General features: G+C 63.7%; 28 protein-coding genes. 18 read left to right on the top strand and 10 right to left on the bottom strand.

Annotated features, from left to right (window positions below; all coding sequences use genetic code 11):
- Positions 1–24: 24 nt before the first annotated feature.
- The 5 genes from QXU97_04260 to QXU97_04240 form a co-directional block, all read right to left on the bottom strand.
- Positions 25–765, bottom strand: coding sequence for a mechanosensitive ion channel (locus tag QXU97_04260; GenBank protein ID MEM4035807.1), 741 nt, complete (start codon positions 763–765; stop codon positions 25–27).
- Positions 750–1466 carry an NAD-binding protein gene (locus QXU97_04255; protein ID MEM4035806.1) on the bottom strand — a complete coding sequence of 239 codons (717 nt, stop codon included), beginning with the start codon at positions 1464–1466 and terminating at the stop codon, positions 750–752. Before QXU97_04255 ends, QXU97_04260 begins: the two co-directional genes overlap by 16 nt.
- Complete coding sequence (locus tag QXU97_04250) at positions 1463–2215, bottom strand: glycosyltransferase (protein MEM4035805.1); 753 nt, start codon at positions 2213–2215, stop codon at positions 1463–1465. Before QXU97_04250 ends, QXU97_04255 begins: the two co-directional genes overlap by 4 nt.
- Positions 2216–2282: 67 nt before the next feature.
- Positions 2283–3533, bottom strand: a complete 1251-nt coding sequence (locus QXU97_04245; protein ID MEM4035804.1) for a radical SAM protein — start codon at positions 3531–3533, stop codon at positions 2283–2285.
- A 63-nt stretch (positions 3534–3596) separates the two neighbouring features.
- Complete coding sequence (locus tag QXU97_04240) at positions 3597–3875, bottom strand: hypothetical protein (GenBank protein MEM4035803.1); 279 nt, start codon at positions 3873–3875, stop codon at positions 3597–3599.
- Between the two features lie 102 nt (positions 3876–3977).
- On the opposite strand from QXU97_04240, the gene QXU97_04235 reads away from it, so the two are divergent.
- From QXU97_04235 to QXU97_04200, 8 genes are all read left to right on the top strand, one after another.
- Positions 3978–4964: a hypothetical protein gene (locus tag QXU97_04235; protein MEM4035802.1), complete on the top strand. Its 987-nt coding sequence runs from the start codon at positions 3978–3980 to the stop codon at positions 4962–4964.
- A 38-nt stretch (positions 4965–5002) separates the two neighbouring features.
- Complete coding sequence (locus tag QXU97_04230; GenBank protein ID MEM4035801.1) at positions 5003–5911, top strand: cysteine synthase family protein; 909 nt, start codon at positions 5003–5005, stop codon at positions 5909–5911.
- Between the two features lie 48 nt (positions 5912–5959).
- A complete protein-coding gene (locus tag QXU97_04225; protein MEM4035800.1) occupies positions 5960–6763 on the top strand; it encodes a nucleotidyltransferase family protein in 804 nt (267 codons plus the stop codon).
- Positions 6760–7731, top strand: a complete 972-nt coding sequence (locus tag QXU97_04220; GenBank protein ID MEM4035799.1) for an NAD-dependent epimerase/dehydratase family protein — start codon at positions 6760–6762, stop codon at positions 7729–7731. Before QXU97_04225 ends, QXU97_04220 begins: the two co-directional genes overlap by 4 nt.
- A 126-nt stretch (positions 7732–7857) precedes the next feature.
- Positions 7858–9285, top strand: coding sequence for a PAS domain-containing protein (locus tag QXU97_04215; GenBank protein MEM4035798.1), 1428 nt, complete (start codon positions 7858–7860; stop codon positions 9283–9285).
- 70 nt (positions 9286–9355) lie between these two features.
- Positions 9356–9520, top strand: a complete 165-nt coding sequence (locus tag QXU97_04210; GenBank protein ID MEM4035797.1) for a hypothetical protein — start codon at positions 9356–9358, stop codon at positions 9518–9520.
- A gap of 50 nt (positions 9521–9570) precedes the next feature.
- Positions 9571–10917: an MBL fold metallo-hydrolase gene (locus QXU97_04205; protein MEM4035796.1), complete on the top strand. Its 1347-nt coding sequence runs from the start codon at positions 9571–9573 to the stop codon at positions 10915–10917.
- Positions 10914–12257: a hypothetical protein gene (locus QXU97_04200; GenBank protein MEM4035795.1), complete on the top strand. Its 1344-nt coding sequence runs from the start codon at positions 10914–10916 to the stop codon at positions 12255–12257. The genes QXU97_04205 and QXU97_04200 overlap by 4 nt, the downstream gene beginning before the upstream one ends.
- Before the next feature lie 165 nt (positions 12258–12422).
- Here the strand turns inward: QXU97_04200 and QXU97_04195 are convergent, their stop codons facing one another.
- From QXU97_04195 to QXU97_04185, 3 genes are read right to left on the bottom strand one after another with little or no spacing between them, the layout of a single operon-like run.
- Positions 12423–13568 carry a hypothetical protein gene (locus QXU97_04195; GenBank protein ID MEM4035794.1) on the bottom strand — a complete coding sequence of 382 codons (1146 nt, stop codon included), beginning with the start codon at positions 13566–13568 and terminating at the stop codon, positions 12423–12425.
- The gene (locus QXU97_04190; protein MEM4035793.1) at positions 13568–14170 is read right to left on the bottom strand and encodes a hypothetical protein; all 603 of its coding nucleotides are present in this window, start codon (positions 14168–14170) and stop codon (positions 13568–13570) included. The genes QXU97_04195 and QXU97_04190 overlap by 1 nt, the downstream gene beginning before the upstream one ends.
- A gap of 7 nt (positions 14171–14177) precedes the next feature.
- Entirely contained in the window at positions 14178–15500 is a 1323-nt protein-coding gene (locus tag QXU97_04185) for a hypothetical protein (GenBank protein MEM4035792.1), read from the bottom strand.
- A gap of 135 nt (positions 15501–15635) precedes the next feature.
- On the opposite strand from QXU97_04185, the gene QXU97_04180 reads away from it, so the two are divergent.
- The 4 genes from QXU97_04180 (at position 15636) to QXU97_04165 (ending at position 18728) form a co-directional block, all read left to right on the top strand.
- A complete protein-coding gene (locus tag QXU97_04180) occupies positions 15636–16937 on the top strand; it encodes a hypothetical protein (protein ID MEM4035791.1) in 1302 nt (433 codons plus the stop codon).
- Positions 16938–17432: 495 nt separating this feature from the next.
- Positions 17433–17672 (top strand): hypothetical protein, encoded by a 240-nt coding sequence (locus tag QXU97_04175; protein ID MEM4035790.1) that lies wholly within the window; start codon positions 17433–17435, stop codon positions 17670–17672.
- A 16-nt stretch (positions 17673–17688) separates the two neighbouring features.
- Positions 17689–18117: a hypothetical protein gene (locus QXU97_04170; protein ID MEM4035789.1), complete on the top strand. Its 429-nt coding sequence runs from the start codon at positions 17689–17691 to the stop codon at positions 18115–18117.
- A 242-nt stretch (positions 18118–18359) separates the two neighbouring features.
- Positions 18360–18728, top strand: coding sequence for a hypothetical protein (locus tag QXU97_04165; protein ID MEM4035788.1), 369 nt, complete (start codon positions 18360–18362; stop codon positions 18726–18728).
- A 68-nt stretch (positions 18729–18796) separates the two neighbouring features.
- Here the strand turns inward: QXU97_04165 and QXU97_04160 are convergent, their stop codons facing one another.
- Positions 18797–20380, bottom strand: a complete 1584-nt coding sequence (locus tag QXU97_04160) for a radical SAM protein (GenBank protein ID MEM4035787.1) — start codon at positions 20378–20380, stop codon at positions 18797–18799.
- A 63-nt stretch (positions 20381–20443) separates the two neighbouring features.
- Here QXU97_04160 and truD point away from each other — a divergent pair, with 63 nt between their 5' ends.
- Both truD and QXU97_04150 read left to right on the top strand, forming a co-directional pair.
- Entirely contained in the window at positions 20444–21535 is a 1092-nt protein-coding gene (gene truD, locus QXU97_04155) for a tRNA pseudouridine(13) synthase TruD (protein MEM4035786.1), read from the top strand.
- 141 nt (positions 21536–21676) lie between these two features.
- Positions 21677–22102 carry a transcription elongation factor NusA gene (locus QXU97_04150; GenBank protein MEM4035785.1) on the top strand — a complete coding sequence of 142 codons (426 nt, stop codon included), beginning with the start codon at positions 21677–21679 and terminating at the stop codon, positions 22100–22102.
- 13 nt (positions 22103–22115) lie between these two features.
- On the opposite strand, the gene pth2 is transcribed toward QXU97_04150, so the two are convergent.
- Positions 22116–22541 (bottom strand): peptidyl-tRNA hydrolase Pth2, encoded by a 426-nt coding sequence (gene pth2 / locus QXU97_04145; GenBank protein MEM4035784.1) that lies wholly within the window; start codon positions 22539–22541, stop codon positions 22116–22118.
- 35 nt (positions 22542–22576) lie between these two features.
- On the opposite strand from pth2, the gene QXU97_04140 reads away from it, so the two are divergent.
- The 4 genes from QXU97_04140 to QXU97_04125 all read left to right on the top strand — a co-directional run bounded on the left by QXU97_04140 (position 22577) and on the right by QXU97_04125 (position 25742).
- Positions 22577–22771 carry a zinc finger domain-containing protein gene (locus tag QXU97_04140; protein ID MEM4035783.1) on the top strand — a complete coding sequence of 65 codons (195 nt, stop codon included), beginning with the start codon at positions 22577–22579 and terminating at the stop codon, positions 22769–22771.
- Positions 22772–22783: 12 nt separating this feature from the next.
- On the top strand, positions 22784–23065 hold the full coding sequence (locus QXU97_04135) for an elongation factor 1-beta (protein MEM4035782.1): 282 nt from the start codon (positions 22784–22786) through the stop codon (positions 23063–23065).
- A gap of 112 nt (positions 23066–23177) precedes the next feature.
- A complete protein-coding gene (locus QXU97_04130) occupies positions 23178–25421 on the top strand; it encodes a CDC48 family AAA ATPase (GenBank protein ID MEM4035781.1) in 2244 nt (747 codons plus the stop codon).
- Positions 25422–25502: 81 nt separating this feature from the next.
- Positions 25503–25742: a hypothetical protein gene (locus tag QXU97_04125; protein ID MEM4035780.1), complete on the top strand. Its 240-nt coding sequence runs from the start codon at positions 25503–25505 to the stop codon at positions 25740–25742.
- The last annotated feature ends 5 nt before the right edge of the window (positions 25743–25747 follow it).

Below are 25747 nucleotides of genomic sequence, written 5' to 3'. Positions count from 1 at the left end.
CGAGCTCGCCGAGCTATCGGGGCCTCAGGCTCTCACCTCGATCTCTTCTCCCAGGGACTCTCTGAGGGCTCTATCTATCTCGTTGACGAGGTCTCTCAGCTTCCTCCTGTTGAGCACCTCGAGCTCTATCTCGTACACGGAGCACCCGCCTCTCTGCCCGAGCTTCCTAATCGAGGGGTCGGAGGCTAGCTCCCCCCTAATCGCCGAGACTACGTCGAGGAGAGTCGAGGCGGTCCCAGGACCATCTCGCTCGATCGGGACCAGCACCTCGATCTTGGCCGTCGAGATCGCGGCCGCGCTCTTCACGGTGACGGGCCTCGTGGCTAAGTAGGAGCTCGGCACGAAGATCCTGTCGCCGCCCGGAGTCTCGACGAGGACCCCCTTCCAGTCCACCCTGACGACGACGCCCTCCCTCCCCTCAACCTCGACCTCGTCTCCCACGCTCAGGCCGTGAGCTATCCTGGCGTAGAGGCCCGAGCCCCAGTTCCTGAGCACGTCCGCCCCTGCCACGAGGAGGCCGGCGAGCAGTATCGCTATGACGTAGATCGGGGCCTGCCCAACTACGAGAGACAAGGCGGCGAGGGCCGCGAGAGCGTACACCACGTGCTTGGCGACGGAGGCGAACTGCCGAAGCTCTCCGGCTCTCCCGCGAGCGAGCCTCTCGAGCCTCCTCGCCGCCTCGCGGGCGAGGAGCAGAACGGCGGCGGCCGCTCCCACTTTGGCCAGGAGAATCAGGGCCTCTCTCGATATCAGCCACTCGACCAAGCCTCGGCCTCCGGGGCCTCCTCGCCCCTCTCGGCTCGCCTAGAGCAGATCCTCGCAAGCCTCTTGAGGAGCTCTTCTCGCCTCTCGCGTGGGACGACCGCCGTGAGGGTCCACCCGCGCCCCAGCCTTGGCTCCGAGCGCGCGAGCTCCCCGGCGGGAGATCTGACGATCAGGAGGCCCCCGAGCTCCTCGACCGCCGCCCTCACCTCGCCGAGGGGCGGAGAGCCCCTCCCCGAGACTCTGTAGAACAAGACCGAGACGCCGAGCTCGCCGGGGAGGGGGATCTCGACCCACTCGCTCGAGCTAAGTTTGACGATCAGGTCGGCTAGGGCTAGCTCGTCGGGAGCCACGGGCTCGAGCCCTTTCTCTCGCGCGAGCTCGGCGTTCATGGGATTGCGGAGGAAGACGAGGACCCTGGGGACCTTGAGCACGTTCTTCGCCAACTCGCCGAGCCTGAGGTTCAGCGAGTCCGACTCGGTCGCGGCCAGGAAGAAGTCGGCCCTCCGAGCCCCCGCCTTCTCGAGGGTAGCTAGGTCCTCGAGATCTCCGTGGAAGGCCGAAGCCCCGTGGGCTCTGGCCAGCGTCTCGGCCACCTCGGTCGACCTCTCGACGACAGAGATCAGGGGGCTGAGGTCGTGCTCTCGAATGGTCCTGAGGGCTAGCTCGGCGAAGTGCGTCGCCCCCACCACGACGTATCTCAAGGCTTGGTCGCCTCCTTGACGAGCCTCTCGGCGAGCCTCGAGGCCTCCCCCAGGCTTATCTTCCCGTCTCTCGCCGCTCTCAGGAGTATAGTCTCGGCCACCTCCCTCGCCATTTCCGTGAGCAGCGAGAGAGGCTTCATGTCGTGGTCCTTGTAGCCTAGATCTACCTCCGCGATCCTGAGGCCAGCTCTGTGGACGTCTATGAGCACCGCGACGTCTACTCCCCAGCCGGGGGGCCAGTCGACGCACTTGAACGCCCTCCTAGTCCCGGCTATCTCCCCGCTGAGCGGCTGGCCGAACCTCGAGAGCTCCGGGTAGAGCATGGCCAGGAGGGGCTTGGCCACGAGCTCCGTGACTCTGCCCCCCGCCCTCGCGTAGGTCCCCTTGACGAAGTCGGCCTCCCCCCTCGCTATGGGCTCGTAGAGCCTCTCGATGAATTGCGGCCCCAAGTTCTTGATGTCGGCGTCAACGAAGACCACGACGTCGCCCGTGGAGTAGTAGAAGCCGTCTCTCATGGCGATGCCCTTGCCGGGGTAGCGCAGATCGCTCTGAGCCACCACCTCGGCCCCGGCCCTCCTCGCGACTTCTCTCGTGTCGTCCGTGCTCCCCCCGTCCACCACGATGACCTCGGACACCCCCCTGGCCGAGCGAGCGACCTTGACGGACCTCCCGATGAACCTCCCCTCGTTCCTCGCGGGGATCACGACGCTGACGCGCGGAGGTCCTCGGGCCGAGCCTATTCGGGGCACCCTATTGCGCCTCCTCGGGTCACTCGGGGGCTCGCCCGAGAAATAACGATAACGCGCCCCCGAGCAGCTAGGCGAGCCGAGCCCTCCTATCGCCCGGCCCTACGTGTCCGAGCGACGTCTGGACGATCACGCGCTTCAGCCCCCTCTCCTCGAGGACCCTCTTGACCTCGATCATCTCGGCCGGGCTCGGCCTCGATATGTCGAGCCTCCTGAACGCGGGGTAGTAATCTAAGACGGTGACCTGGACTTCGCAGTCTATCGACGCTATTCTGTCTCCGGCCTCGGCGACCTCGTCGAGGCTCACCAGCGCTTTGTTGTAGACGAGGCCGACGCCGAGATACACCTCCTCGCCGTAGCGGTCTCGCACGTACTTCGCGGCTCTCCAAGCCGTCTCGAGATATCTCGAGGCGAGCTCCTCGTCCGAGACCCCCGTTATCCTCATGTAGGTCTCGACTCGAGAGCACTTCGGCTCGACGCCTATGTTGTTGCAGCCCGCCTCGACGAGCTCGTCGATGTAGTCGGGCGTCAGGACGGTCCCGTTGCTATCGAGGTGCCTCCTGACCCCCGGGCCCACGAGCGTGCTGAGTTCTCTGAAGAACTCGACGAGCCATCTCCTGTTGATCGTGGGCTCTCCGCCGCTTATCGCGACGCCCCTCGTCCCATAGCGCCTATGGCACGCGGCGAGCCTCCTCGCGGCCTCCCTGGGGGTCGCGGGCGTCCCGACGTTGTCGTATGTTACCGCGTAGTTCTGACACTGAGGACACCTCAGGTTGCAGCCGGCGGCCCAGATCGCGGCCTCGACGTAACTCTCGTAATCGACCTCCCACCACGGAGTGGCCTTCCCGCCGACGAGGTGGGGCTCCGGCCCGTGTATTATCCTGAGGGGCTCCACGCCCTCGACCGACGTCTCGACCCTCATGCCTCTGCGGACCGGCGTCACGCACGCCCTCTCGAGCCTCCCGTCGACGAGCAGCGCGCAGGCCCAGCAGCCCCCCGTTCCGCAGGCGAGCGAGGGCCTCTTGGAGCCCGGGGGATCGAAGACGAAGCCCGCTGCTCTCAGCGCGTCGGCCAGGCTGACTCCCTCAGGCACGAGGACCTCGGCCCCGTCCACCGCGATGGGCACGAGCTCTACTTCGAGCCCTCTCTCGACCAGGACCCTGGCCTCGCGCGGGCAGGCCCAGTAGCAGGAGAGACAGCCGACGCAGGCCCTCGGCGAGTGGCACGCGTTGACGAGCTTACAGAATCCGCACCGAGCGCACCTCCTCTCGACTACCTCGGCCCTCCTCAGCGTGAGCTTCAGCCTGGGAGCCCCGCTCAACTCGCGCCCACGGCTCGGGAGAGGAAGCGGCCGCGGGGAAAAAGAGACCCGCGGCCTCTGAGCTCAGATCGCCCAGTGCAGCCCCTCTCTCAGCCTCAGCAGCTCTCCCGTGCTCGCGTCGACCTCGAGCATGGCGAACCTGGTGTAAGCAGGCTCGCCGGCTCTCTTGGGCTTCGGCGTGTAAGCCACGTTCACTCTCCAGGTCTCTCTGCCGGTAGAGGGGTCTCTCTCGAGGGCCGCGAGAGTAATCCTCGGGGCTCCTTCCTCGATCTCGCCGACGGCTGCCGAGACTATCTCGCCGACTATCTCTTTCAGTCTCTTTATATCGACGCGCTCGCTCAAGTCCTCTCGCCACAATAATTAATCTGAAGAGTCGCGTAAAAGCTGAGCGCTCTCGCGGAGCTCGATCGAGGCGGCCCCCCGGACCGAGAGGGGTCGGGGCCCTTGAGCGTCGTGGCTCTGACGGCCGGAGGAGGAGGGCACACGGGCTACGCCATTGCCATAGCTCAGAGGCTGCTCGGGAGAGCCGAGCTGATCTTCGTCGCGACCGACGGCGACTCCTGGACTGAGAGGAGAGCCTCGAGGCTCGGCCGCCTCTTCTCGGTCCCTCGTCTCAGGTCCCCCGATGACCCGAGGCCTCTGTTGCTCTCGGCGGGGGCCTTCGCCAGATCTCTCGCCAGGTCTCTGAGAGCTCTGCCGCGGGACCTCGGAGCCCTGATCTCGACGGGCAGCAATCAGGCCGTGGCCCCGGCCCTGGCGGCCAGGCTAAGGAGAGCCCCCGTCTTGAATCTCGAGTGCTGCGATAGGATAGCGACGACCAGCGCGGCCGCGCGCTACCTCTACAGGCTCGGGATAGCCTCCAGAACTCTGCTCCAGTGGGAGGAGCAGCTGGAGCTTTATCCTCGGGGCGAGGTCGTGGGCCCCGTCTACGAGCTCCCCGAGCGGGAGCCCTTCGACGGAGGCTACGTCCTCGTGACGGCCGGCACGTACGGCTACGAGGAGCTCTTCGACGAGCTGCTCGAGTCGGGCCTCGAGAGCGTAGTGCTCCAGACGGGCAGAGTGAGCCCCGCGAAGTACGCGAGGCCCGGCTGGGTCGTCTTCGACTTCGACCCGGACTTCGGGAGGTGGCTGGCTGGGGCGAGAGTGGTCGTGGCCCATCCCGGCGTCACGGCCCTCAACGCGGCTCTCGCCTACGGTAAGCCCGTCGTCGTGGCCCACAACCCGCGGTGGAGGCTCTCCGTGACGAGGGAGGACGCGAGGCTGCTGGCCGAGAAGCTGAACGGGATCTTCCTGGAGAAAGTGGACGCCCGCGAGCTGAGGAGAGCGATCGAGGAGGCAGAGGGCAGGAGGCCGCCGAGCTACCCCGAGGGGGCGGCGAGGGCCGCGGAGATCGCGCTCGAGGAGGCGGCGCGGCGAGGCGAATCTCGATAAAGCTCCCCGAGCAGAGGAGGGGGAAGAGGCGCTAGGCCTTGGTCTTCGAGGTCGTAAAGCTCATCGGTAAGACCCCAATGGTGAGGCTCGGGAGGCTGGCGCCTCCGGGCCGCGAGATCTGCGTCAAGCTCGAGTACCTGAACCCGACCGGCAGCCACAAGGACAGAGCTGCTCTCTACATGATGAGAGATGCTCTCGAGAGGCTCGGGCTGAGAGAGGGCGACGTGGTGGTGGAAGCCTCCTCGGGCAACATGGCGGTCTCCGTGGCCGTCGTCGCGAGAGCGTTCGGCCTCAGGCCCGTGATCGTCGTGGACGAGGAGGTGAGCCCCGAGAAGCTCTCACTGATAAAGCTAACGGGGGCCGAGGTGGAGCTCGGGAGCTCCGACCCGAGCTCGCCTAGGTATTACGTGAGGGTGGCCGAGGATATCGCGAGGAAGCGCGGCGGGGTCTTCCTGAATCAATATGCTAATCCCGCCAACGTGAGGGCCCACTACGAGACGACGGCCAGGGAGATATGGGAGGACACAAGCGGCAGGATCGACGCGTTCGTGATGGGGGTGGGGACGGGCGGTACGATATCGGGAGTGGGGAGATTCCTCAAGGAGAGGTCGCCGAGGATAAGGGTCGTTGCCGTTACGCCCAGGGGCTCAAAGCTCGTCGGAGGCCCCGGCGCCGAGTACATAGACGGGCTCGCGTCGAAAGAGGTCTACCCCAACCTCGACTTGTCCGTGGTCGACGAGATCGCGGAGGTGTCTAGAGTCGAGGCCATCGAGACGGCGAGGGCTTTGGCGAGAGAGGAGGGCCTGCTCGTGGGGATATCCGCCGGGGCAAACGTCAGGGCGTCGGTCGAGGTCGCTAAGAGGATGCCGGAGGGCAGCGTGATCGTCACGATAGCGCCGGACTCGGCTCTGAGGTATCTCCGTGCGCTCCTGGGCCCGAGTGGTTGAGTAAGATTTTAGCGCAGCGCGCCGATCCTTCGGCGTGGTTCCCCAGCCTTGACGACGTTCCGCGAGCTCGAGGAGCTCGCAGCCAACACCCCCGTGGTGCTGCCGGCCGGCGGCGCCGGCAGGAGAATGGGCTCGAGCAAGCCCAAGCCCCTCGTCGAGCTCCTCGGCAAGCCGCTGATCGATTGGGCGATAGAATACTTCGCGTCGAGCGGCTTCAGAGAGTTCGTTCTCCTGCTCGGCTATGGGGCCGAACAAGTGATCGAGCACCTGGAGAGGAACACGAGGCGGGGAATAAAGATGGAGTACTCCGTGGACCCGGAGCCCAGGGGGAGAGTGGGCAAGGCCGTGGCTCTGAGGCGAGCCGTGGAGTCGGGCCTCGTGAAGGGGAGGAGCGTGATAGCGTTCCCCGACGATTTGTTCCTGGACTCCAGCCTCCCGCTGAGACTCCTCCTGGCTCACCTCGAGCACGCTAGGAGCGGAGCCCTCGCGACGGCGGTTCTGGCCTCTGGCTACAGGCTCCCCTTCGGCGTGGCCAGGGTCGGGAGCGACGGACTAGTCGAGGGGTTCGAGGAGAAGCCCCGACTGGACTTACTCGTCAACGCCGGGATGTACGCCCTCGAGGACGAGGCTCTGCGACTTCTCCTAGACCTCGTGCCGCCGAGGCCCGCTGAGCCCGTGGAGCTCGAGACGACGCTGATGCCCGAGCTCGCGAGGAGGCGCAAGCTGGCCTCGTTGATCGTGCCGGCCTCCAGGTGGCTCCCGATAAACACGATCAAAGACCTCGAGGAGGCCGAGAAGATCTTGTCGGCTCTCGCGGTCGATAGAGCCGGGGCCGAGGAGGCTAGACCGTGAGAGCGCTCGTGACGGGAGGAGCGGGATTCATTGGGAGCCACGTCGTCGAAGAGCTCGTGCGCAGAGGCTGCGCGGTGAGGGTCGTCGACAATTTGAGCACGGGGAGACTCGAGAACCTGAGGAGCTGCGCGTCGAGCGTCGAGATGATCGTGGGCGACCTCAAGGACCCGAGCGTGGCGCTGAGGGCGGTGGAGGGGGTCGACGTCGTGTTGCACTTCGCGGCCAACCCCGAGGTCAGGGTGAGCTCCGTCGAGCCGAGGATCCACTTCGAGGAGAACGTCGTGGCCACGTTCAACGTGCTCGAGGCCTCGAGGAGGAGGGGCGTGGAGAAGCTCGCGCTGGCCTCGTCCAGCTCGGTCTACGGCGAGCCCAAGCGGATACCCGTGGACGAGGAGGCCCCCCTCGAGCCCGTCTCGGTCTACGGAGCGAGCAAGGCAGCGTGCGAGGCCCTGGCCCGCGCCTACTCGAGCCTCTACGGGCTCGAGGTCGTTGCTCTGAGGTACGCGAACGTGGTGGGGCCGAGGCTCAGGCACGGCGCGATATACGAGCTCCTTCTCAAGCTCTCGAGCGATCGGAGCAGGCTGGAGGTGCTGGGCGACGGGACTCAGGTCAGGAGCTACGTGCACGTGAGCGACGCCGTCGAGGCCACGATGATCGCTCTCGAGAGGGCGCCGGGAGGCTTCTCGGTCTACAACGTCGCATCGGAGGATTGGATCACCGTGAATGAGCTCGTCTCGGTGATGCTGGAGACGCTCGGCCTCGGTGGCGTCGAGGTAGTGCACAGACCCGTGCTGCACGGCGTGGGCTGGCCGGGAGACGTGAAGAGAATTGCCCTGAAGATCGACAAGCTGATTGGGCTGGGTTGGAGGCCCAAGATGAGGTCGAGAGAGGCGGTGAGAGCGGCCGTCGAGTCCCTCCTCGAGGAGCTCGAGCTCCGCGACTTCGCCAGGCCCCCGAAGAGCGCTTGAGCGCTCAGGGCGCTCCTCGGAGCTCCGATGAGCCTCCGCTGCTCGAGCGTAAAGCGTTAAAGCGCGGCCTGCGCCAGATCTTCGCGGAGAGCTCGGGGGAATTTTGCCTTCTCGAAGGAGATGGCGTTGAGCGTCAATGTAGCCGAAACCCTCGAGGGCGTTGGCCGAGTCGAGGAGTCCCGTCTCGAGAGTCTCCTCGAAGCGTTCAGACAGGCCCCCTCCGTCCTCTTCTCTCTCCTCGACTCTCTCGACTTCGCTGTCGTATTGATGGACCCGAGCTACAGGCTCCTCTACGTGAACGAGCCCTTCGCGAGACTCTACGGGCTGAAGATCGATGAGATCAGGCGCATGCTCGGGAAGAGATGCTACGAGCTGCTGAGAGGGGCCTCGAGCCCCTGCTCAGACATACCGTGCCCCGCCAGGAAAGTCGTCGAGAGCCGATCCGTGGAGGTGGTCGAGCAGATCAGGACCACGGCGGTCGGGCTCAAGAAGCTAGTGCAGGTGGCCTATCCCCTCTTCCGCGGAGGAGAGCTCGTGCTGATATTGAAGGTCGTGAGGGAGGACCCAAGAGGGGGGGTTCTCAAGGCAGTCATCGAGAGAGCCGTCTCGTACTCCATGGAGCCGGCCGTTCTCCTCGACTCGGGGGGCAAGATCCTGAATTACAACGAGGCCTTCGAGAGGCTCCCGAGAGCAGTCCGCGAGGACCTCGCGCGCTACCTCTCGAGCCTCGTGATGAACCACGAGATCTCAGACTCCTACATCGAGAAGATCTATGCGCCGACGGAGTCTCTGGTCCGGGTCGTCCCCGTCAAAGCTAGCGGGGATATCATGCCCACCTTCTACTTGGCCTTCGTCGACACGATGGTACTTAGAGCCTGGGAGAGACTGCTCTCCGCTCTCGGGCTGAGAGGGGGCAGGCTCTACTACCTCGTGGAGGAAGCCCCCTCGAGGTCGCTGAAGATATTCGAGGCTCTATGCTCCGCCGGCTTCGAGTGCGTGGCCATCGCGAGGAGCCCGCCCGACCGCCTGGGCTTCGCCGCTCGGGTCGAGGCGGCCGCCCCAAGCAGAGCCGTCGAGGCTTTAGACGAGCTGCTGAGGAGGTCCTGGCGCAGGAGACCGGCCGTCTACGTAGATGGCCTCTACTATTTACATCTCAACGCGCCCGGGGGGCTCGCGCGAGTGCTGCCCTCTCTGAGGGATCTCGCGGAGACCACGGGCGGCGTGGTCCTGTTGTCGATCTCGCCTTCCGAGCTCTCGGAGGTTCCGCTGCTCCGGGAAATCTTAATGAGGGAGGGCGTCGAGTTGCCCCACGTCGAGGCGCGATTGCTGCCTAAGCCTCTCGCGGAAGTCTTGAAGGTCCTGCGCGACTTCGAGGCCAGGGGGATCACTCCGTCTCTGGTCGAGGTCGCCAGGGCTTTGAGGTCGTCGAAGCCTACGGTCATCAAGAGGATCAGAGCCCTCGAGTCGCTGGGCTACGTAGAGGCGTCGAGGAGAGGCAGGACGAAGCTGCTGAGGCTGAGCGAGAAGGGGCGCTCTCTATCGATGCTGCTTTGACCGATTTTTAACCGCTCTTTGACCAATCGCATTATATGAGTTCTCCGAAGAGCTCGCCGGAGATGGCGAAGTGGAGGCTGAGAAGGAGAGGGCGCTCTACTGGCCGCCGGATTACAAGATCTCCTGGATCGTGGTCGGGGCGATCGTCGGCGTCGCGCTGTGGCTTCTCACTCTGTACTCGTACTCGGCTCTAGTCGCCGCGTGGCAGAAGGTGACGAGCTTCCTCTGGTTCTAGGAGGCGAGAGCATGGGCGCCTCCGTCTCTAGGAGGGGCCTCTTGAAGTCCGTGCTCGCCGGCCTGGCTCTCGGCTACGTTGGCGGAGCGATCGGTACGGGCCTCATCAGGCCAGTCTACGAGGCTCTATATCCCAAGGTTCCGCGCGGCAAGTATCAGTTCGGCGCGGTTGATAAGCTCAGGATCACGTGCATCAGCGAGACGAGCTGGTTCCAGAACGACGTATTCATGGGAGACATCAGGAGAGCGGGAGGCCTCCTCACGAATCAGTACATGATACCGTGGAGCGTCGCGAACGTCGTGGGAGGCTGGAGCAAGGAGAACCCCGACGTCGGCAGCAACGAGGGAGGCTTCAGCGCGCTGGTCGAGACCTGGGGCCCCGGCGACGCGTACCACAGGTGGCTGCTCGATTGGGGCTGGAACCAGGAGTGGATGGAGTACATCTATAGCCAGATACCGGCCCCGACCAAGGGCGTGCCCGACGACAGGAAGATCAGGGGCAGCGTGCTCGACCTGATCAAGGCGGGTCCCAAGGGGATAGAGTTCGTGATATCATCGCACGAGCACATAGACCACTACTGGGGCATGGACACCGTCCTGAAGTACTACCCGGACGTCCCGGTGTATCTGTGCGGCACCATGTATCCCGAGAGCAAGAGGATGCTCGACGGGGTCCCCAAGGGCTTCTTCCCAGCGCCGTACGCCTGGAACGAGCACCCGCATAAGGGCCCGAGGATCTGGGTCACGGAGCCGCTCAAGCCCTACGACATATACCCGGGGCTCACCGTCGTGCTTTACGACGTTCCGATAATACTGAGGACCAGGGGAGAGCTTATCCCTTACGTGTGGGTCAAGGACCACGGCATAGTCACGGTGACGGGCTGCACTCACCCGGGCATAATCTACGAGCTCGAGTACGCGATCAGGAACTTCAAGGACGTGGACTACGGGAAGAACATGGCCGGCGTCTACGGAGGTCTGCACATATCCCCCTTCGAGGAGTGGGACCCCGATAAGGACGACCTCGTGCTGGCGTTGCCGAAGTACGGGCTCGAGTGGATAGGCGCGAACCACTGCACCGGCTACATAACGGTGGGCAAGATGATCGAGGCGGGCCTCCCGGTGATAGGGGGGAGAGCCCGCTTCAAGACCAGGAAGACTTGGTACCTCGGAAACGGGGACCAGCTAGGCCTCCCGATGGATGTAATCGAGGAGCCGCTGAACCTGGAGTATTACAAGACCAGGAAGAGGGTGCTGAGCGCGGTGGAGAGGGCGGTCGAGAGGCTGAGGACGCATCCGGACGATAAGAAGGCGTTCATGGAGTGGTACAGGGGCGAGAACCCTCTGAAGGTCGAGACGGAGTTCAACGTCGTTGAGTACGAGGTGGGATATCTATGAGCGTGGAGCACGGCGAAAAAGAATACTTGGGCTGGCTCGAGAAGAGAAACAGCGAGAGGCTGATAGTGCCGAGGTGGAGGCAGCCCATAGCCGGGATAGTCGCTACGGCGCTCGCCCTCGCGCTCGCCCTCGTGACTTGGTACTTCCTCTTTAACCCCCTCGCCAAATACGGCCTCAGGCTGTACACCCCCCTCTACGGTTACATGTTCGATAGGTGGCTCCTGATTTGCTGCATTTGGATGGCCTACGTCTTCGACTACACGTTGCTCTTCAAGAGGGAGTGGGTGGAGAAATGGCACCCGGCTAAGAAGGGGCCGATCCTCACGCTCATCACCGTCGCCGTGATGCTCTTCACGATCTACGTGGTCTTCGATGCGATATTGGGGAGGCTCGGCATACCCTACTTCAGCTTCAAGATGATGCGCGACGTCGGCCACATCGTGCCGACCGGGACCCCTGGCCACATAACGGAGTTCTACGCGCGCGAGTACGTGTCTATGGCTCTGCTGATGGTGGCTGCCATAGCCTCTTGGCTCAGCCCATCCATACCGGTCTACTTCGAGTTCTGGCCGTGGAGAGGGAAACTCAAGCAGCCCGTCTTAGGGGCAACCGTGCTCCTGGTCACGATGCTCTTCACGTTATATCTGTTCTTCGTGTTGATGCACCCGCACATGGGCTTGCTCTTCGTTCCGTGGCAGGTCTATACGGCCTCGCTCATGACGCCAGAGAAGATAGGCACCTGGTGGTACGAGATAGCCCACACCCTGCACGGCAACTTCAACGTTGCGTGGATAATGGCCATGACGTGCACCATTTGGTACTTCGAGTCGATATGGGAGAGGGAGCCGTTCTTCACGCTCTTCAAGAAGCAGCCGTGGAGGGGGCTGGCATCCTTCGCCGGGACGACCCTCTTCGCTCTCGGCATATTCTGGGCCCTCCAGCTGCTGTTCGCCCAACAGCTCGGCCCAGCGACCGAGGGGGCCTTCAGGAGAGCGGGGTTCATGTGGAGGTACTTGCACGCGGCCGAGTGGTTCATTTTCTGGTTGTGCGGCGCTTTGACTCTGGCGTTCTTCTTCGACAATTGGCCGAGAAGGTGGAGCACCCCGACCAACTGGATCATCAGGAACATCTTGATGGTGCTCGGCGGGCTGGCCATGGCGTGGTTCTACTACGAGCTCGGACCTACTCTGCTCGGCACGACGAAGGGGCTGGATCAGCCGGAGCAGTACCCCATGGTCTGGGGCATTTGGTACGTCAACATATTGCTGATAATGAACTGGTTCTTCGATAACTGGCCCGTCTACAAGCCCGTGTATCTACGGAAGGGATCTCGAGAATGAATTTTTTTAAGCCAAGATCCCCTCTTTCGCCCCCTCTCTCGAGCGAGCTCGTAGCAGAGCTCGCGAGCCCTCGAAGGCCAGCCGAGCAGCGCCGTCGACGAGAGGATCGCTAGAGCCGCGACGCTCGCGGAGGCTAGAGCCGCTAGGTCCTCGAGTTCGACTCGCCTAGCCACGACGGATTCCACGACCACGAGGTCTCCGACCGCGCGCGCCTCGAGCTCGACCCCTCTCCCGCTCTCGGACCTCGCGGCGAGCGCTCGGTCGCGGAGCTCGACGGAGTAGCCGAGCTCTCTCGCTCGAGCGGCTAGAGCTAGCAACAGAGAGAGCCTCGGCGTCGTCGGGCGAGGAGAGCGCGATTCTCCACTCGACCAGGAGAGCCCACCTCGGAGGGCTCACGACGACGCGGTCCCACTCCCAGGACTCTGCTAGAGAGAGCGCCTCCCTCTCGCTCAGCCCCCTCGAGGCAATCAAGTATACCGCGAACGCTCCGAGCTTCTCGACGAGGGTGGGCCTCGAGAGTCGGCCCACGCTCTCCTCGGTCCTCGAACGCTCCGATCCCACCTCTAAGAGCTCTAAGTATAGCTCGGGGAACATGACGTGCTTCGTGCCGGGGGGAGGCCTGGAGTAGGCCTCGTTGACAAGGGCCCAGCCTCCGACCGCGTGCAAAAATCGGGCGAACCTCTCGCCGTGGGCGTACGGGAACAGCTTGAGGGCCAGGTAGAGGTCGTCGAGGCCCTCGAGTTCGATGGGCGGAGAGTGGGAGCACCCCCTCGACTCGCAAAAGAGCTTAGCGGTGAGGCCGGCGTCGCCCTCGACGAGCGCCGAGAGGGCGAGCTCCTCGTCGAGGCTCTCTGCTCGGGGGAGAGCGAGATTGGCCCCCTGGAGCACGTGGGCGAGCTCGTGGGCCAGGACCTCGAGGAGGGAGGGGTCGTCGAGCTTGGCCAGGTCTGCGTTGACGTAGACCGAGGAGCCGGAGGCCGCCGCCAGGAACGTGGACGCCCACCTCTCCTCCCCGGCTCTCAGGGAGAAGGTCGGCGGGGCTAGCAGCAAGCCAATGAACACGGCCTCCTCCGCCAGCTCTCCGCGCGTGGGCCACCCCCGAGGGCCCCGCGTCGCCGAGATCCAGCTCGAGTTCACCTCGAAGACTTTCACCCCTCCCGGCGGAGGGGGCAGCCCCCTGATCTCCGACACGGCACGCAGCAGGTCGGAGACGAGCTCCTGAAGCGAGCTCGAGGCCTCCTCGGCCCCGGCGGCGCAGGAGCATAGCGAGAGGAGGGCGACGATCAGGGCCGAGAGGCGGGGGGACCTCATCAAGACCTCTCCCGCTCTGATAGCTTGGCCTCGATGTACTCGCCGAAGAAGAGCCAGAGCGAGAGGACCCCTATGGAGAGGCCGAGGCCTAGCGAGAGGCCCGAGGCGAGGGCCGACCTCACCTCGGGGCTGAGAGAGGTCAAGTCGAGGAGGGCCGCGAAGACTATGAAGAAGGTCGTCAGGATGAGCATTGCCTCGATCCTCCCGCCCGGCCTGAGGAGCCTCGTCAGGAGCGAGAAGCCCACCATCGCAAAGACGAGCACGAGCCCCACGCTCGCAATTCTAAGGACGAACGACGAGGCAGCCTCGGCGGCCTCGGCCTCGAGCGGGAGGATCGAGATCGCCGCCACGCCCCCCGCGGCCAATATCCCAAGGTCGGCCACGGCCTTCGCCACGGGCGACACCCTGAGGGAGGAATCGCGGAGGAGCTCCGAGAGATGCTCCTCGACGCGCGAGACGACGACCAAGTAGTCTATGAGTTTGTTGACGTACTTGGCTATGATGATCGAGAGAAGCAATACCAGCGCTGCCAAGACTATGTGGGGGAGAGCCGCCGCGAGGTCCGCCAGAGCTCTCGCGAGGGGCCCCAGGCTCTGCTGCAAGGCCGAGCTACCCAGCCAGGATGGACGCGACCTCGTATATTAGCAGTACGAGCGCGACGAGGGCGGCCAGAGCTAGGGACTCCACGAGGAGCCTCGCCACGGCTCTCGTCACCCCCATCGCCAAATTGTAGCCCAGCAGACTCGCGCTGGAGAGGAGCCTCGCGTATTCTCTCGCGGTCTCCGGCTCGACGAGCGAGGCCCCCGGGATCCCGAGCGAGGCCACGAGAGCCGCGAGGGCCTTGAGAGAGGCCGAGAGAGCCAGGAGGGCCGGATAGTCCGAGCCGAGAGCGAGGCCGGCGAGGGCGGCGGCCAACATCCCGATCGCGTTGGCCGCAGAGAGGAGCACGGAGGCTCTGCCGACCCCTATCGCGTGGACGTACCTCGAGTAGACCGAGGCGGCCAGGAGGTTCGCTCCAACGAAAGTCGCCGAGAGGCCGAAGGAGAGCGTCACGTGGATCTGCCAGGCCCGGACCAGAGCAACGACCCCGGTCAGCGTGGTGTTGAGTATCACGCCCAGCAGGTAGCTCCTGCTTCCCCTGAGAGCGAGAGAGCCCACGACGCCGCCGAGGCTGCCGAAGAGGCTCAGCGCGGCCGCTCCGTAGAGCGGGGCCCCGATGTCCCTGAGGAGCGGGGGCCAGGCGAGGCCGAGGAGATTGCCGCCCGCCATCATGAGCGACAGCATGACGAAGACGTTCACGCGCGCCTCCTCGGCCTCGCCTCGAGCGAGTCGACTCGGGACGGGGGAGCCCTCGGGGAGCGCGCCGAGGGGTAGGAAGAGCAAGGAGAGCGTGCCGAGGAGCCCCACGAGGCAGGAGGAGAGGTACAAATCGAAGAACGTCTGTCCTCGCCCGATGAGCATTGAGCCCTCGACGGCGTAGAGGCCGCCGAGGATCGAGGCCGCCGAGCCCACCGCCGCCCGCTCCGCCGAGATCCTCGTGAACGCTTCGGGGCCTAGCGAGGAGAAGAGCGCCACGTTGAGCAGAGCCCCGACCGGAATCGTGATGGCTAGGGCCGCGGAGTAGCAGAGCGAGAGGAGAAAGGCGTCGCGCGCGGCGAGCGGTAGGCAGAGCCAGAGGAGCCTCTCGAGCCCGTGGACGATGGGGAGCGCGGCCTCGATTCTCGAGGAGAACTCGTTGGAGCGCCGATAGCACGCGTACGATGCGAGAACTCCGAGGAGCGCTGCCGCCACCGTCACGGCCGATATTTCCTCGACATCGTAGCCGCTGTAGGCCAGCATTGGAACGTAGAGCCCCCTCGTGACCGTGACGTAGAATGAGCCCAGAAACGACTCGATGAGCGCGACGGCTCTCGCTCTCTCCGCCGACGTCAACGCCCCTCGGCCTCGTCGCTCCTCTCGGCGAAGAGCGCTGATAGGCCCAGCGGGCGCTAAATAATTAGAGCGTCGCAATAACATGGGGCGCCGCCCCCTGATGTCGAGCCGGGGCCCGCTCCGTGGGGGGTCACCGTGGCGATCGCCGAATTGTCTAGGATCCAGGAGCTCCTCGAGAGAGCTAGGCGAGGCGCCATCGTAGACGAGAGAAAGAGAGTGAGATTCGAAGACCCCTCCAGCGAGGAGGCCCTGGAGGAGCTGAAGGAGGTCGTGATCTCGATGCTGATCGGCGAGGCCGAGATCGAGGAGGCCTCCAGGTGGATAGCCTCTCTGACGAGCGAACTGTTTAGGGCGGTGTCGTCCCTCGGGGGCTCTGGCTGGACCATGCCGAAGGAGATGAAGAGCTTCGTCAAGGACCCGAGGGCTCACCTGAGGAAGAAGCTCTTCCTCTACTCCTTCGACCTGCTGCGCGGGAAGATCGAGCTCGAGCGGTTCCTGACCAAGGCGAGGGCCGCCCTGACGACGAGCCTCAGAACGAACATGAGAGCAGTCTATCAATCGTGGGTGCTGGCCTCGATCCTCTCGCGGCTCGGAGAGCTCGGGGGCAGGCTCGTCTACCCAGAGCACGGCTACGTGCCGCTCGACAGGAGCGGTAGGCAGAGGGCCGGGTCTATACCGTCAAACGCGGTGGTGAGGATCGGGAGAGGAGAGCTCAGCATCTTCGTTGAGGCTCCGAGGCCCGTAGGCTGGGAGGACACGAGAGATCTAAGGTCTGTCTGGAGGCTCTACGTGATGCTGAGGCCGGACATGCTGTTTTACTCGGGGAGGGTGCTAGATATAGCTAGGCTCGACGGAGAGGGCCTCCCTGTGCTGAGGCCCGACGCTGTCGTGGAGTGCAAGGAGCTGAGCGACTGGTACCTCAGGTCTAGGGAGCTCAGAGGCCCGTCGACCAGGCCTCTCTCGGCCGAGGAGTGGATGACGAAGTGGCTCGAGGGCCTGTGGGTCGGCCTCTCCGACGCGCTGGGGGTCAGCGAGGAGGAGGCGGCCGAGATCGCGAAGAAGAGCAGAGGAGTCAGGGTGAGCGAGGTGGAGCTGGTCAAGCTGTACGCTCGCCTCTACTCGCCTAGGAGATTCTTCTTGGTCTCCAGGCCCGTCCTACCGAGTGAGGCGAGGAGGGAGCTCGAGTCCGAGGGGATCGAGGTCGTAGAAGGAGTGGAGGTAGGTAGAAGGAGAGAGCTCGAGGAGCTGGCCGAGGAGCTCGCGGAGCTCGCATCCCCCGCAGGTCTCCGAGATCCCCTGTCAGACCTCGCAGATCTCCTGGCCTCGAGGGGCGTTAGGGTCGAGAGGAGGGCGCTCGAAGAGGCCCTAGCCGAGCTGGCCGAGAGGAGGCTCGCGGAGCTCCTGGAGATTCTGCGGGCTCGAGAGAGCGCGTCCTGAACTTCTCGAGAAATAAAGAGTTGAGGTAGAATTGAGGAAAAGCGAAGAAAAGCGAAGTCTCGAGCGGGGGGCCGAAGCGGCATCGAGGGATCTTCGGCTACTTCCCGGTCTGCTGCTTGATCTTGGCCCAGTCCTGCCTGACCTTAAAGGCTCCCCACAGCGTGATGCCGACGAAGAATATCGTCGCCAGGACCGCTAGAATCACCCTGGCCTCCAACGCATCCACCGAGTCGATTGGCTTAAAAGTTCGTTTTAAATTTTTCGAGAGACTGCGGCGCTCCGATCGAGAGGTCGGGGAGGAGCACGTATCTCGGGCCGGTGAGCGACGTCGTCTCTTAGCCTATCTTCGAGATGTATCCCATAGAGGCTTTCTATCGCTCGCGAGCCGCCTCATGAAGCATGGCTGCAGAGTCTCCGTGGTCAATCTCGCGGCTCTAACGTCTATGAATCCGCGCCTAGACGTCGAGCGCGTGCTGAGGAGGCCAAGAGCCGGGGGTGTTCGCGCTGGACCTCCACCGGCTCATCCGCGTGCACGGAGCACTGAACCTCGCGAGGGACCTGAAGAGACCGCACCCGGACGTGCCCATGATCGTCGGGGAGCTCACCGCGACGCTCTACTACGAGGAGCTCCTGAGGATCTGCGACGCCGTCGATTACGTAGTACTAGGCGACACGACCGAGGACTCTCCTGGCCCTCGTGCGCATCCTCATCGATGGGCGGGGAGAGGTAAATGACTCACCCGGTGTGGCGTTGAGGCGGGGAGGCTCGGCTCGACTCACAAGGCCTCCTCGTCCTCCGGAGAGCCTCGATGCCTACGCCGTGGACTACGCCATGCTCTTCGGGAGAGCTCTGACCTCGGGGGATCCGATGAGCTCCGCCCCCTTCGCTAGGTTCCTCGAGGACCCCATAGGAGTGGTGCTGGTCTATAAGGGCTGCGTCTTCGATTGCGTCACGTGTGGATGCTCGAGGAGCGCCTACTCTAAATACCTGGGCGGGAGCTCTCTGGCTCGGAAGCTCCCTCGCGTTCTGTGGGGCGAGGTGAGAAGCGCCACGGAGTACTTCAAGATCCCGGTCTTCGCGCTCGGGGACCTTCAGTTGCTCGGGGGGCTGGCTCGAGGAGCTCGTGAGGGAGAGCAGAGAGGAGCCCGTCGACGTCTTCGTGTGCCTCGAATTCTATAGGCCTCCTCCTCTCTAAGCCATTAAGATGGTCTCGATGCTCGGAGCACGAGCGATAGGGCTCCAAATATCGCCGGAGAGTCAAGACGAGCATGTGAGGAGGGCCTTCGGCGGGAGCTACGACGGCGAGCCCGAGTCCTTCGTCAGGTCGGCTCTGGAGAGAGCGAGCAGAGTCGACCTCTACTTCATGGTAGGGTTGCTGCTCTAGGACGAGAACTCGGCCCTAGGCATATCGGCACAAAAAGATGGGGAGAGAGGTCAGAGAGAAGATGCAAGCTTTCGTGGCTCCTCTCGCCCCCTTCGTGGATCCCGACAGCCTCGTCTCCGAGGACCCGGAGAGGCACGGCTACAGGTTGAGGGCTGGGAGCCTCGAGGACCACTGCTGCCTGATCGACTCGGCCTCAACGTGGAAGGACGTGCTGAACTACGAGACCTTTTGGATGAGTCGAAATGATGTTGCGAGAGCGTACTATGGGGCGCTCAGATCTTTGATGCGCGTGAGGCTCGAGCGCGGCCTCGTGGGCGAGGAGACGCACGCGGAGACCGTCGAGAGGATCGAGGACGCAGAGAGTCGTCGTGAGCGGAGCGCCTCCGCGGCCCAGGCTAGAGCATGAGGCGATAAAGAACAGAACGCTCTATCCCACCGCCCCCCTCCTCAGGCTCGCCAGACTCATCGGCGGGGCTAGCCGTGGGACTGCTCGAGAATCTTCGCCTCAGCCGCGACCCCGCGTAGGCTCCGAGCTCTCAACGCGCGCACGGCCTCGAGCACCTCCTCGAGCACCCTCTCCTCCTCGGCGCCTATTCTCTCCAGCAGGAGAGGCAGCGCCTCGCGTAACACCCTCAGGGGGAGGCTCAAGAAGCCCAGGAGATAGCTTGGCAGCCTCCTGAGCATGTACCGATAGGCAGCCTCCGCGGCGGGCTTGGAGAATTTCGGGATCCTCCCGAGCTTACGTAGCAACCACTTCACCGCATAGAACTTGTAGGGCTCGAACTTCGAGATCCAGAGAAGCCTCAGGGCGCTGACCCCGCCCCTCGTGACTGGGTGAAGACAGTCGTAGTAGCGCCACTTGAGCGTCCTGAGAGCTCTCTTGACCGCGGCCTCGTGGAAGGCCTTAGAGCCGGGGAGCGGGGTGTATATCGTGATCTGGAGGGCGTCGAGCCCCCTCTCTATGAGCCTCCTAACCAGCTTGAGGGTGCGCTTCATAGCCTCGACGGTCTCGTAGGGGGCTCCAATGACGAACCCTCCGAGGACCAGGATCCCCCGTTTGCTGAGAGCTTCGACGGCCTCTAACGCCTGCGCCACGCCGGAGGACTTCTTCATCTCCCTCAGCACCCCCTCGTCGCCGGACTCTACGCCGAGGAAGGCCACCTTGACGCCGGCTCTCGCCATGGCGTCGACGAGCTCCGGGTGCCTCGCGGCTAGGTCGGCTCTAAGCTGCACTATGTAGCTGAGCCTGTCCAGGCCCCGCTCCGCGATTACGCTCAGCAGCTCTAGCCTCTCCTTCACTCTCCCCGGGATCACGAAGTTGTCGTCAACGAAGAACACCCAGTTGTAGCCCAGCCCGGCCACGAGCTCGAGCTCCTCTATTATTCTCCTCGAGCTCTTGAGCCTCCACCTCCTTCCCCAAAAGGGGCTGACGTCGCAGAAATCGCAGTCGTAGGGGCAACCTCTCGAGCTCTCGAGGAGCGCGATGCTCGAGCTCGGCGAGAGGGCCCCGGCTCTATAGAGCCTCCTGTTGAGTAGGTCGTAAGCTGGGAGGGGGAGGTCGTCGAGGTTCTCGAGAAGAGCCGGGGGCTCGGCGACCATTCTCCCCTCTGCGTCGAGGAAGGCCAGCCCCGGAGCTCGAGGGGGCCTCCCACGCTCCTCGAGCGAGAGTAAGAGTTCACGAAAAGCTCTCTCGCCCTCGCCCAGCACCACCGCGTCGAAACCGCTCTTTAGGAGAAGAGGGTAGGCGAATGTGGCGTGGTGTCCTCCGGCGATGGCGAAGGCCCCCAACCTCTTGGCTACGCGCGCGACCTCCACGGCCTCGTCGTGATATATCGAGGCGTTCACGGTCACGCCGATCACGTCCGGGTCCAGCTCCTCGAGCCTCTCAACCAGCCTCGAGCGGCTGAGCCGCTCGGCCTCGGCGTCGACGATCCTCACGTCGGCGAAGTCCCTGACGGCTCCGGCCAGAGAGGCCAGGCCGAGAGGCGGAGGAACTAGCCCGAACGTGCTGGTGTATTTGGATGGCCCCGGGTTGACTCGAACGAGGGCCACCCGCACGAGGCTCCTCCCGAGGAATTTTCGGCGCGCTGTCGTAAAAGGTTCTCGAGGGTCGGCTCCGCGTTGTATTATCGCGAGATAGGCGTCTCGCGCTACGCCTTCGGCCCTCTCGGGCTGGACCCGGGCGATTTCCTGAAAGAGTGCAGAGACTTCGTCGTTGTGGAGAGGCCCGCGATAGAGTGGTCCGAGAGGGGGCTCGCCGTTTATAGGCTCGCGAAGGAGGGAGTAGACACGCTCACCGCGCTGGCCTGGCTCAGGAGAGCCGCTCGCCTCGGCTCCGTGGGCTATGCTGGCTTGAAGGACGCGAACTCCCTCTCGGTGCAGTACGTGACTGCCTCGTGTCGCGATTGTCCGGCGCTCGTTGAGCTGCCATGGGGCCGAGCAGAGCTCGTGGGTCGAGCGCTTAGCCACGCGAGGAGGGGGCGGCTGGAGGCGAACTCCTTCGCGGTTAGGCTCGGGGGCCTCGAGGGCGCGAAGGCCGAGGACCTCGTCTCGTCGCTCTCCTCGGAGAGGGGCCCGAGGATTCTGAATTACTTCGGGCCTCAGCGCTTCGGCGTCTCGAGGCCTCTCAATAGCGAGCTAGGCTTAATGTTGTTGAACAGAGACCTCGAGGGATTCAAGCGAGCGCTGGAGAGCAAGCCCGAGCTGGGGTGGTGGGAGAGGCTGGCGGTGAAGGCCGAGGCCCTCGAGGAGCTCCTCGAGGGGCCGACTAGAATCGCCGTGGAGCTCGCGGTCTCGGCCTATCAGGCTCTAGTCTTCAACAGGTGCCTCAGCGAGGCGGCCGAGGATGGTAGAGTCAGCTCCAAGTCTATTGGCCTCCTGCCCGGTCTGGGCCTCTCCAAGCTCTCCAAGCTCTCGTGGATAGACGCGAGGTTCGCCGAGTGCGTCTTCAGCTCCGTCGAGGGGGACGGCCTGACCGAGGAGGACTTCGCGTTGAGCGGGGCGCTGAGGCTCCGAGCTCGCGCCAGACCTCTCTCGGTGAGAGTCGAGGGGCTTCGGGCTTCCTCCTCAAGGAGGGGGGGAGCCGCGATAGCCTTCTCGCTGCCCTCGGGCTCCTACGCCTCGATATTTCTCCGAGAGCTCTTCGGGGAGTCGATCGAGTGGCTGACGAGGAGGTGCAAGAGGAGGGTCTTCGCGTCGCCGCACGATTATTAAGCCCGCTCGGCGAGGAGACCCGAGGAGCCGAGAAGAGCGGAGCGAGGTGCGGCGACCATAGTCAAGCTGCCGCTGGACTACATCTGCGTCAAGACGGGGGTCCTCTGCCCCAGATGCGTCTCTCTCGTCGAGCGCGGAGAAGTGAGCGAGAACGATCTGAGGATCATGAAGCTTCTGATAGAGCTCGAGAGCGATGGGGCTTTCGCGAGCCTGAGAGATGCGGAGCTCGTTAGGACGATCTGGAGCGAGGACCTCGTGGTCGTCGTCGTGAGGGCGACATCGGCCTCGTTCTCGGATCTCGCTAAGCTCTCGAGAAAACTCGGAGAGGCCCTCGGCAAGAAGGTCCGAGTGGTGGAGAGCACGAGAGACTTCAAGAAGGTCTTCGCCGAGACTCTGAGCCCCGTTCCCGTCGTCGGCGTGAATCTGCTCTGGCTTCCCGACGGGACGGTGCAGTACATAGTTAGGATAAGCCGCGGAGACGAGAGGCTCCTCCCGGCGAGCCGCAGGTCGCTGGAGGAGGTCCTCAGCGAGATCGTGAGAGGTCAAGTCCAAATAAAAGCCGAGTAGTCCGAGGAGGTCCTCAGAAGAGCGGCAGAGAGCCCGAGACCTTATCGACCAGCTCCTCGGGGGCTGGCCCGATCGCAGCGCAGGTCGCGGTCCCCGGGGGTAGCTCGGTCAACCCCGCGTCTCTGATCAAAGAAGTGGGCAGACCCAAGCTCCTGGCTCTCCCGTAGATCTCAATGAGTTGGGCTTCTCCCTCGACCGCGACGACGACCTTCTTCTGACCCTCCTCGTACCACTTCCAGAGCCACTTCTCCCACTCTCCGCCGCGCAGCAAGCACTCGAGGACGCTCGAGACGCTGCCGTGCGCGACTTGAGCCGCGAGCTTCCCCGCGCTCATCTTCAGGTCCCTCCTGACCGCGATGACCTGCTTGTATCCGCGGCTCGAGGGCAAGGCGCGCGCCTCCGCGTCGACTGCCTCGAGTTTATTAAGGGTCTCGGGCACTCCTCCACGAAAGCTCCTCAAAAAGGTGCCGAGGAGTGCAAAGGGCCGAGAGCGTGATAGGCGCCAGAGCTCCCAAGTGCTCCAGCTGCAACAGATTCATCCTGCCGGGCGAGAGAGCGACGAAATTTCCGTGTCCGAGCTGCGGGAAGACCACGATAATTAGGTGCAGAAAGTGCCGCTCTCTCTCGGTCTCTTACACTTGCCCGGCCTGCGGCTTCACCGGCCCCTGAGGTGCTCCGATAATGGCCAGAGTGCTCGTGGTGTTGAAGGTCTATCCCTCCGACGTCGACGAGGGGCTCAGGAGGAGAATACTCGACGAGCTCCGGGTTAAGCTCCCGAGCGACTTCGACCTCGTGAGGGCAACAGAAGAGCCCGTGGCCTTCGGCTACAGCGTGTTGAGGATCTACGTGACTATCCCCGAAGACATCGAGGGAGGCACGCAAGCGCTCGAGGACGCGGTGGCGAGCGTGAGCGGCGTCGACGAAGTGGAAGTTGAAATGGTTCACAGACTGAGCGAGTTCTAGGGGCCGCTCCCGCGCCACTCAACGAGCCACCAATCCGTCGAAATCAACGTTTATAATGGCTTCAAATTGAGAAGAAACCTAGGCCCGGAGTTTTGAGAGCGGTGACATCGTGATGAGCGAGGGAGAGGGAGGGTTCGGCGGCGGCGAAGTCCCGGCTCAGCCTCCCGCGAAGAGCGAGAAGAAGGAGCTGGTGCTGCGAGTGGCTGAGGCCAAGCAGAAAGACGTCGGCCGAGGCAAGGTCAGAATAGACGCTAATCTGCTCAAACAGATCGAGGTCGAGCCCGGCGACGTCATAGAGATAGAGGGCAGGAGGAAGACCGTGGCGATCGCATGGCCCAGCTACAACGAGGACCAGGGCGAGGACATAATAAGGATGGACGGCCTCATCAGAAAGAACGCGAGCGTTGGGATAGGAGACAAAGTGGTGGTCAGGAAGGCTCAGACCAAGCCGGCTCAGCGAGTCAAGCTAGCCCCCAGCAACTTCAACATGCAGGTGGACCAGAGCTTCGTGAACTACGTCAAGAGGAGGCTCCTAGATTACCCCGTGCTCGAGGGAGACACGGTCCTCATCCCGGTCTTGGGCCAGGCTATACCCTTCACGGTCATTCAGACCAAGCCCGACGGCCCCGTCGTGATCACGCAGGACACAATGGTGCAAGTGCTGGAGAGGCCCGTCGAGATCTCCAAGCTGCCCAAGGTGACCTACGAGGACATAGGGGGGCTGAAGACGGTAATACAGAGGGTCAGAGAGCTCGTCGAGCTGCCAATGAAGTACCCCGAGCTCTTCAAGAGACTCGGCATAGAGCCCCCGAAGGGGGTCATACTCTACGGCCCCCCCGGCTGCGGCAAGACCTTGCTGGCCAAGGCCGTCGCCAATGAGACCAACGCTTACTTCATATCGATAAACGGCCCCGAGATCATGAGCAAGTTCTACGGCGAGAGCGAGCAGAGGCTGAGGGAGATATTCGAGGAGGCCAAGAAACACGCCCCAGCCATCATATTCATCGATGAGATAGACAGCATCGCCCCGAAGAGAGAGGAGGTGGTCGGCGAGGTCGAGAGGAGGGTGGTCTCGCAGCTCCTAGCGCTCATGGACGGTCTCGAGGCCAGAGGAGACGTGGTGGTAATAGCTGCCACCAACAGGATAAACGCCGTGGACCCGGCCCTCAGGAGGCCCGGCAGATTCGACAGGGAGATCGAGATCCCGCTGCCCGATAAGCAGGGGAGGCTCGAGATCCTCCAGATACACACGCGCAACATGCCCCTGGCCGACGACGTCAACCTCGAGGAGCTGGCCGAGATAACTCACGGCTACACCGGCGCAGACCTCGCCGCACTGGCCCGAGAGGCGGCGATGCACGCTCTGAGAAGATACATGCCGTACATAGACCTCACGAGCGAGAGGATCCCCGAAGAGATCCTAGAGAAGATGGAGGTCACGAGGAAAGACTTCTTCGAGGCCATGAAGGAGATCGTGCCGAGCGGGTTGAGAGAGGTCTACGTCGAGGTCCCGAACATCAGGTGGACCGACATAGGAGGGCTCGAGGAGGTCAAGCAGAGTCTGCGCGAGGCCGTCGAGTGGCCCCTGAGGAACCCGGAGGCCTTCAAGAGGCTCGGCATAGAGCCCCCGAAGGGCATACTGCTCTTCGGCCCCTCCGGCTGCGGCAAGACCCTGCTGGCCAAGGCCGTCGCGACGGAGAGCGAGGCCAACTTCATCGCCATAAGAGGCCCCGAGATACTGAGCAAGTGGGTCGGCGAGAGCGAGAGGGCGATAAGGGAGCTGTTCAGGAGAGCGAGGCAATACGCTCCGGCCGTGGTGGTCATCGAGGAGATAGAGTCGATAGCTCCGCTCAGAGGCATGGCCGCCGACTCGCACGTTACCGAGAGGGTAGTGAGCCAGCTCCTGACGGAACTCGACGGCCTGCAGCCGATGCACAACGTAGTATTCATCGCCACTACGAATAGGCCGGACATGATCGACCCAGCCGTGCTCAGACCGGGCAGGATAGACAAGATGATCTTCGTCCCGCCCCCCGACAGAGACGCTAGGCTCGAGATATTGAAGGTCCACACGAGGAGAATGCCGCTAGACAAGGACGTGGATCTGGAGGAGATAGCCACGCTCACGGAGGGTTACAGCGGAGCGGACCTCGCGGCCTTAGTTAGAGAGGCCGGTCTCAGAGCTTTGAGAGAGAACATGGCCGCCAGCAAAGTGAGCAGGAGGCACTTCGACGAGGCCCTGCAGACGGTGAAGCCTTCGCTCTCGAAGGAGGGAGTAGAATTCTACATAAGATGGTACGAGCAGCTCAGGCGAGCCGGAGTCGCTAGAAAGGTGGAGACCTCCCCCTACGCCTGACGAACTCTTCACTCTTCGCGTTTTCTCCCTCACACCATCTCCTCCTCTCCACTCGCGCTCAACCGACGGAGGAGCCGAGCCTTGAAGGGAGTTTGGAGAAGCATCCCTCTACACGCGGTTGTTCTCGAGATGCTGAGCCTGAAGGGGGGGACGGCTCTCGACAGAGAGCTTTACGAGGCCGTCAGGATGGCCTACGACGTGAGCTGGAGCGAGTTCCTGAGAACTCTGATGAGGCTCGAGCTGAGGGGGCTGATCAGAGTGGCCACGGCGAGAGAAGGAACCCTTATAGTGGAGCTCGTCGGTAGAGGAGGAGAGCGGTGAAGAGG

Source organism: Fervidicoccaceae archaeon, from assembly GCA_038878695.1.
GTDB lineage: Archaea > Thermoproteota > Thermoprotei_A > Sulfolobales > Fervidicoccaceae > JAVZVD01.
This window is presented reverse-complemented; position numbering and strand designations above follow the sequence as displayed.

Excerpts from the sequence above, each read along its gene's own strand:
- QXU97_04200 (MEM4035795.1), top strand. The coding sequence starts at position 10,914 with ATGAGCGTGGAGCACGGCGAAAAAGAATACTTGGGCTGGCTCGAGAAG.
- QXU97_04195 (MEM4035794.1), bottom strand. The coding sequence starts at position 13,568 with ATGAGGTCCCCCCGCCTCTCGGCCCTGATCGTCGCCCTCCTCTCGCTA.
- QXU97_04165 (MEM4035788.1), top strand. The coding sequence starts at position 18,360 with ATGGGGAGAGAGGTCAGAGAGAAGATGCAAGCTTTCGTGGCTCCTCTC.
- QXU97_04135 (MEM4035782.1), top strand. The coding sequence starts at position 22,784 with ATGGCCAGAGTGCTCGTGGTGTTGAAGGTCTATCCCTCCGACGTCGAC.
- QXU97_04130 (MEM4035781.1), top strand. The coding sequence starts at position 23,178 with ATGAGCGAGGGAGAGGGAGGGTTCGGCGGCGGCGAAGTCCCGGCTCAG.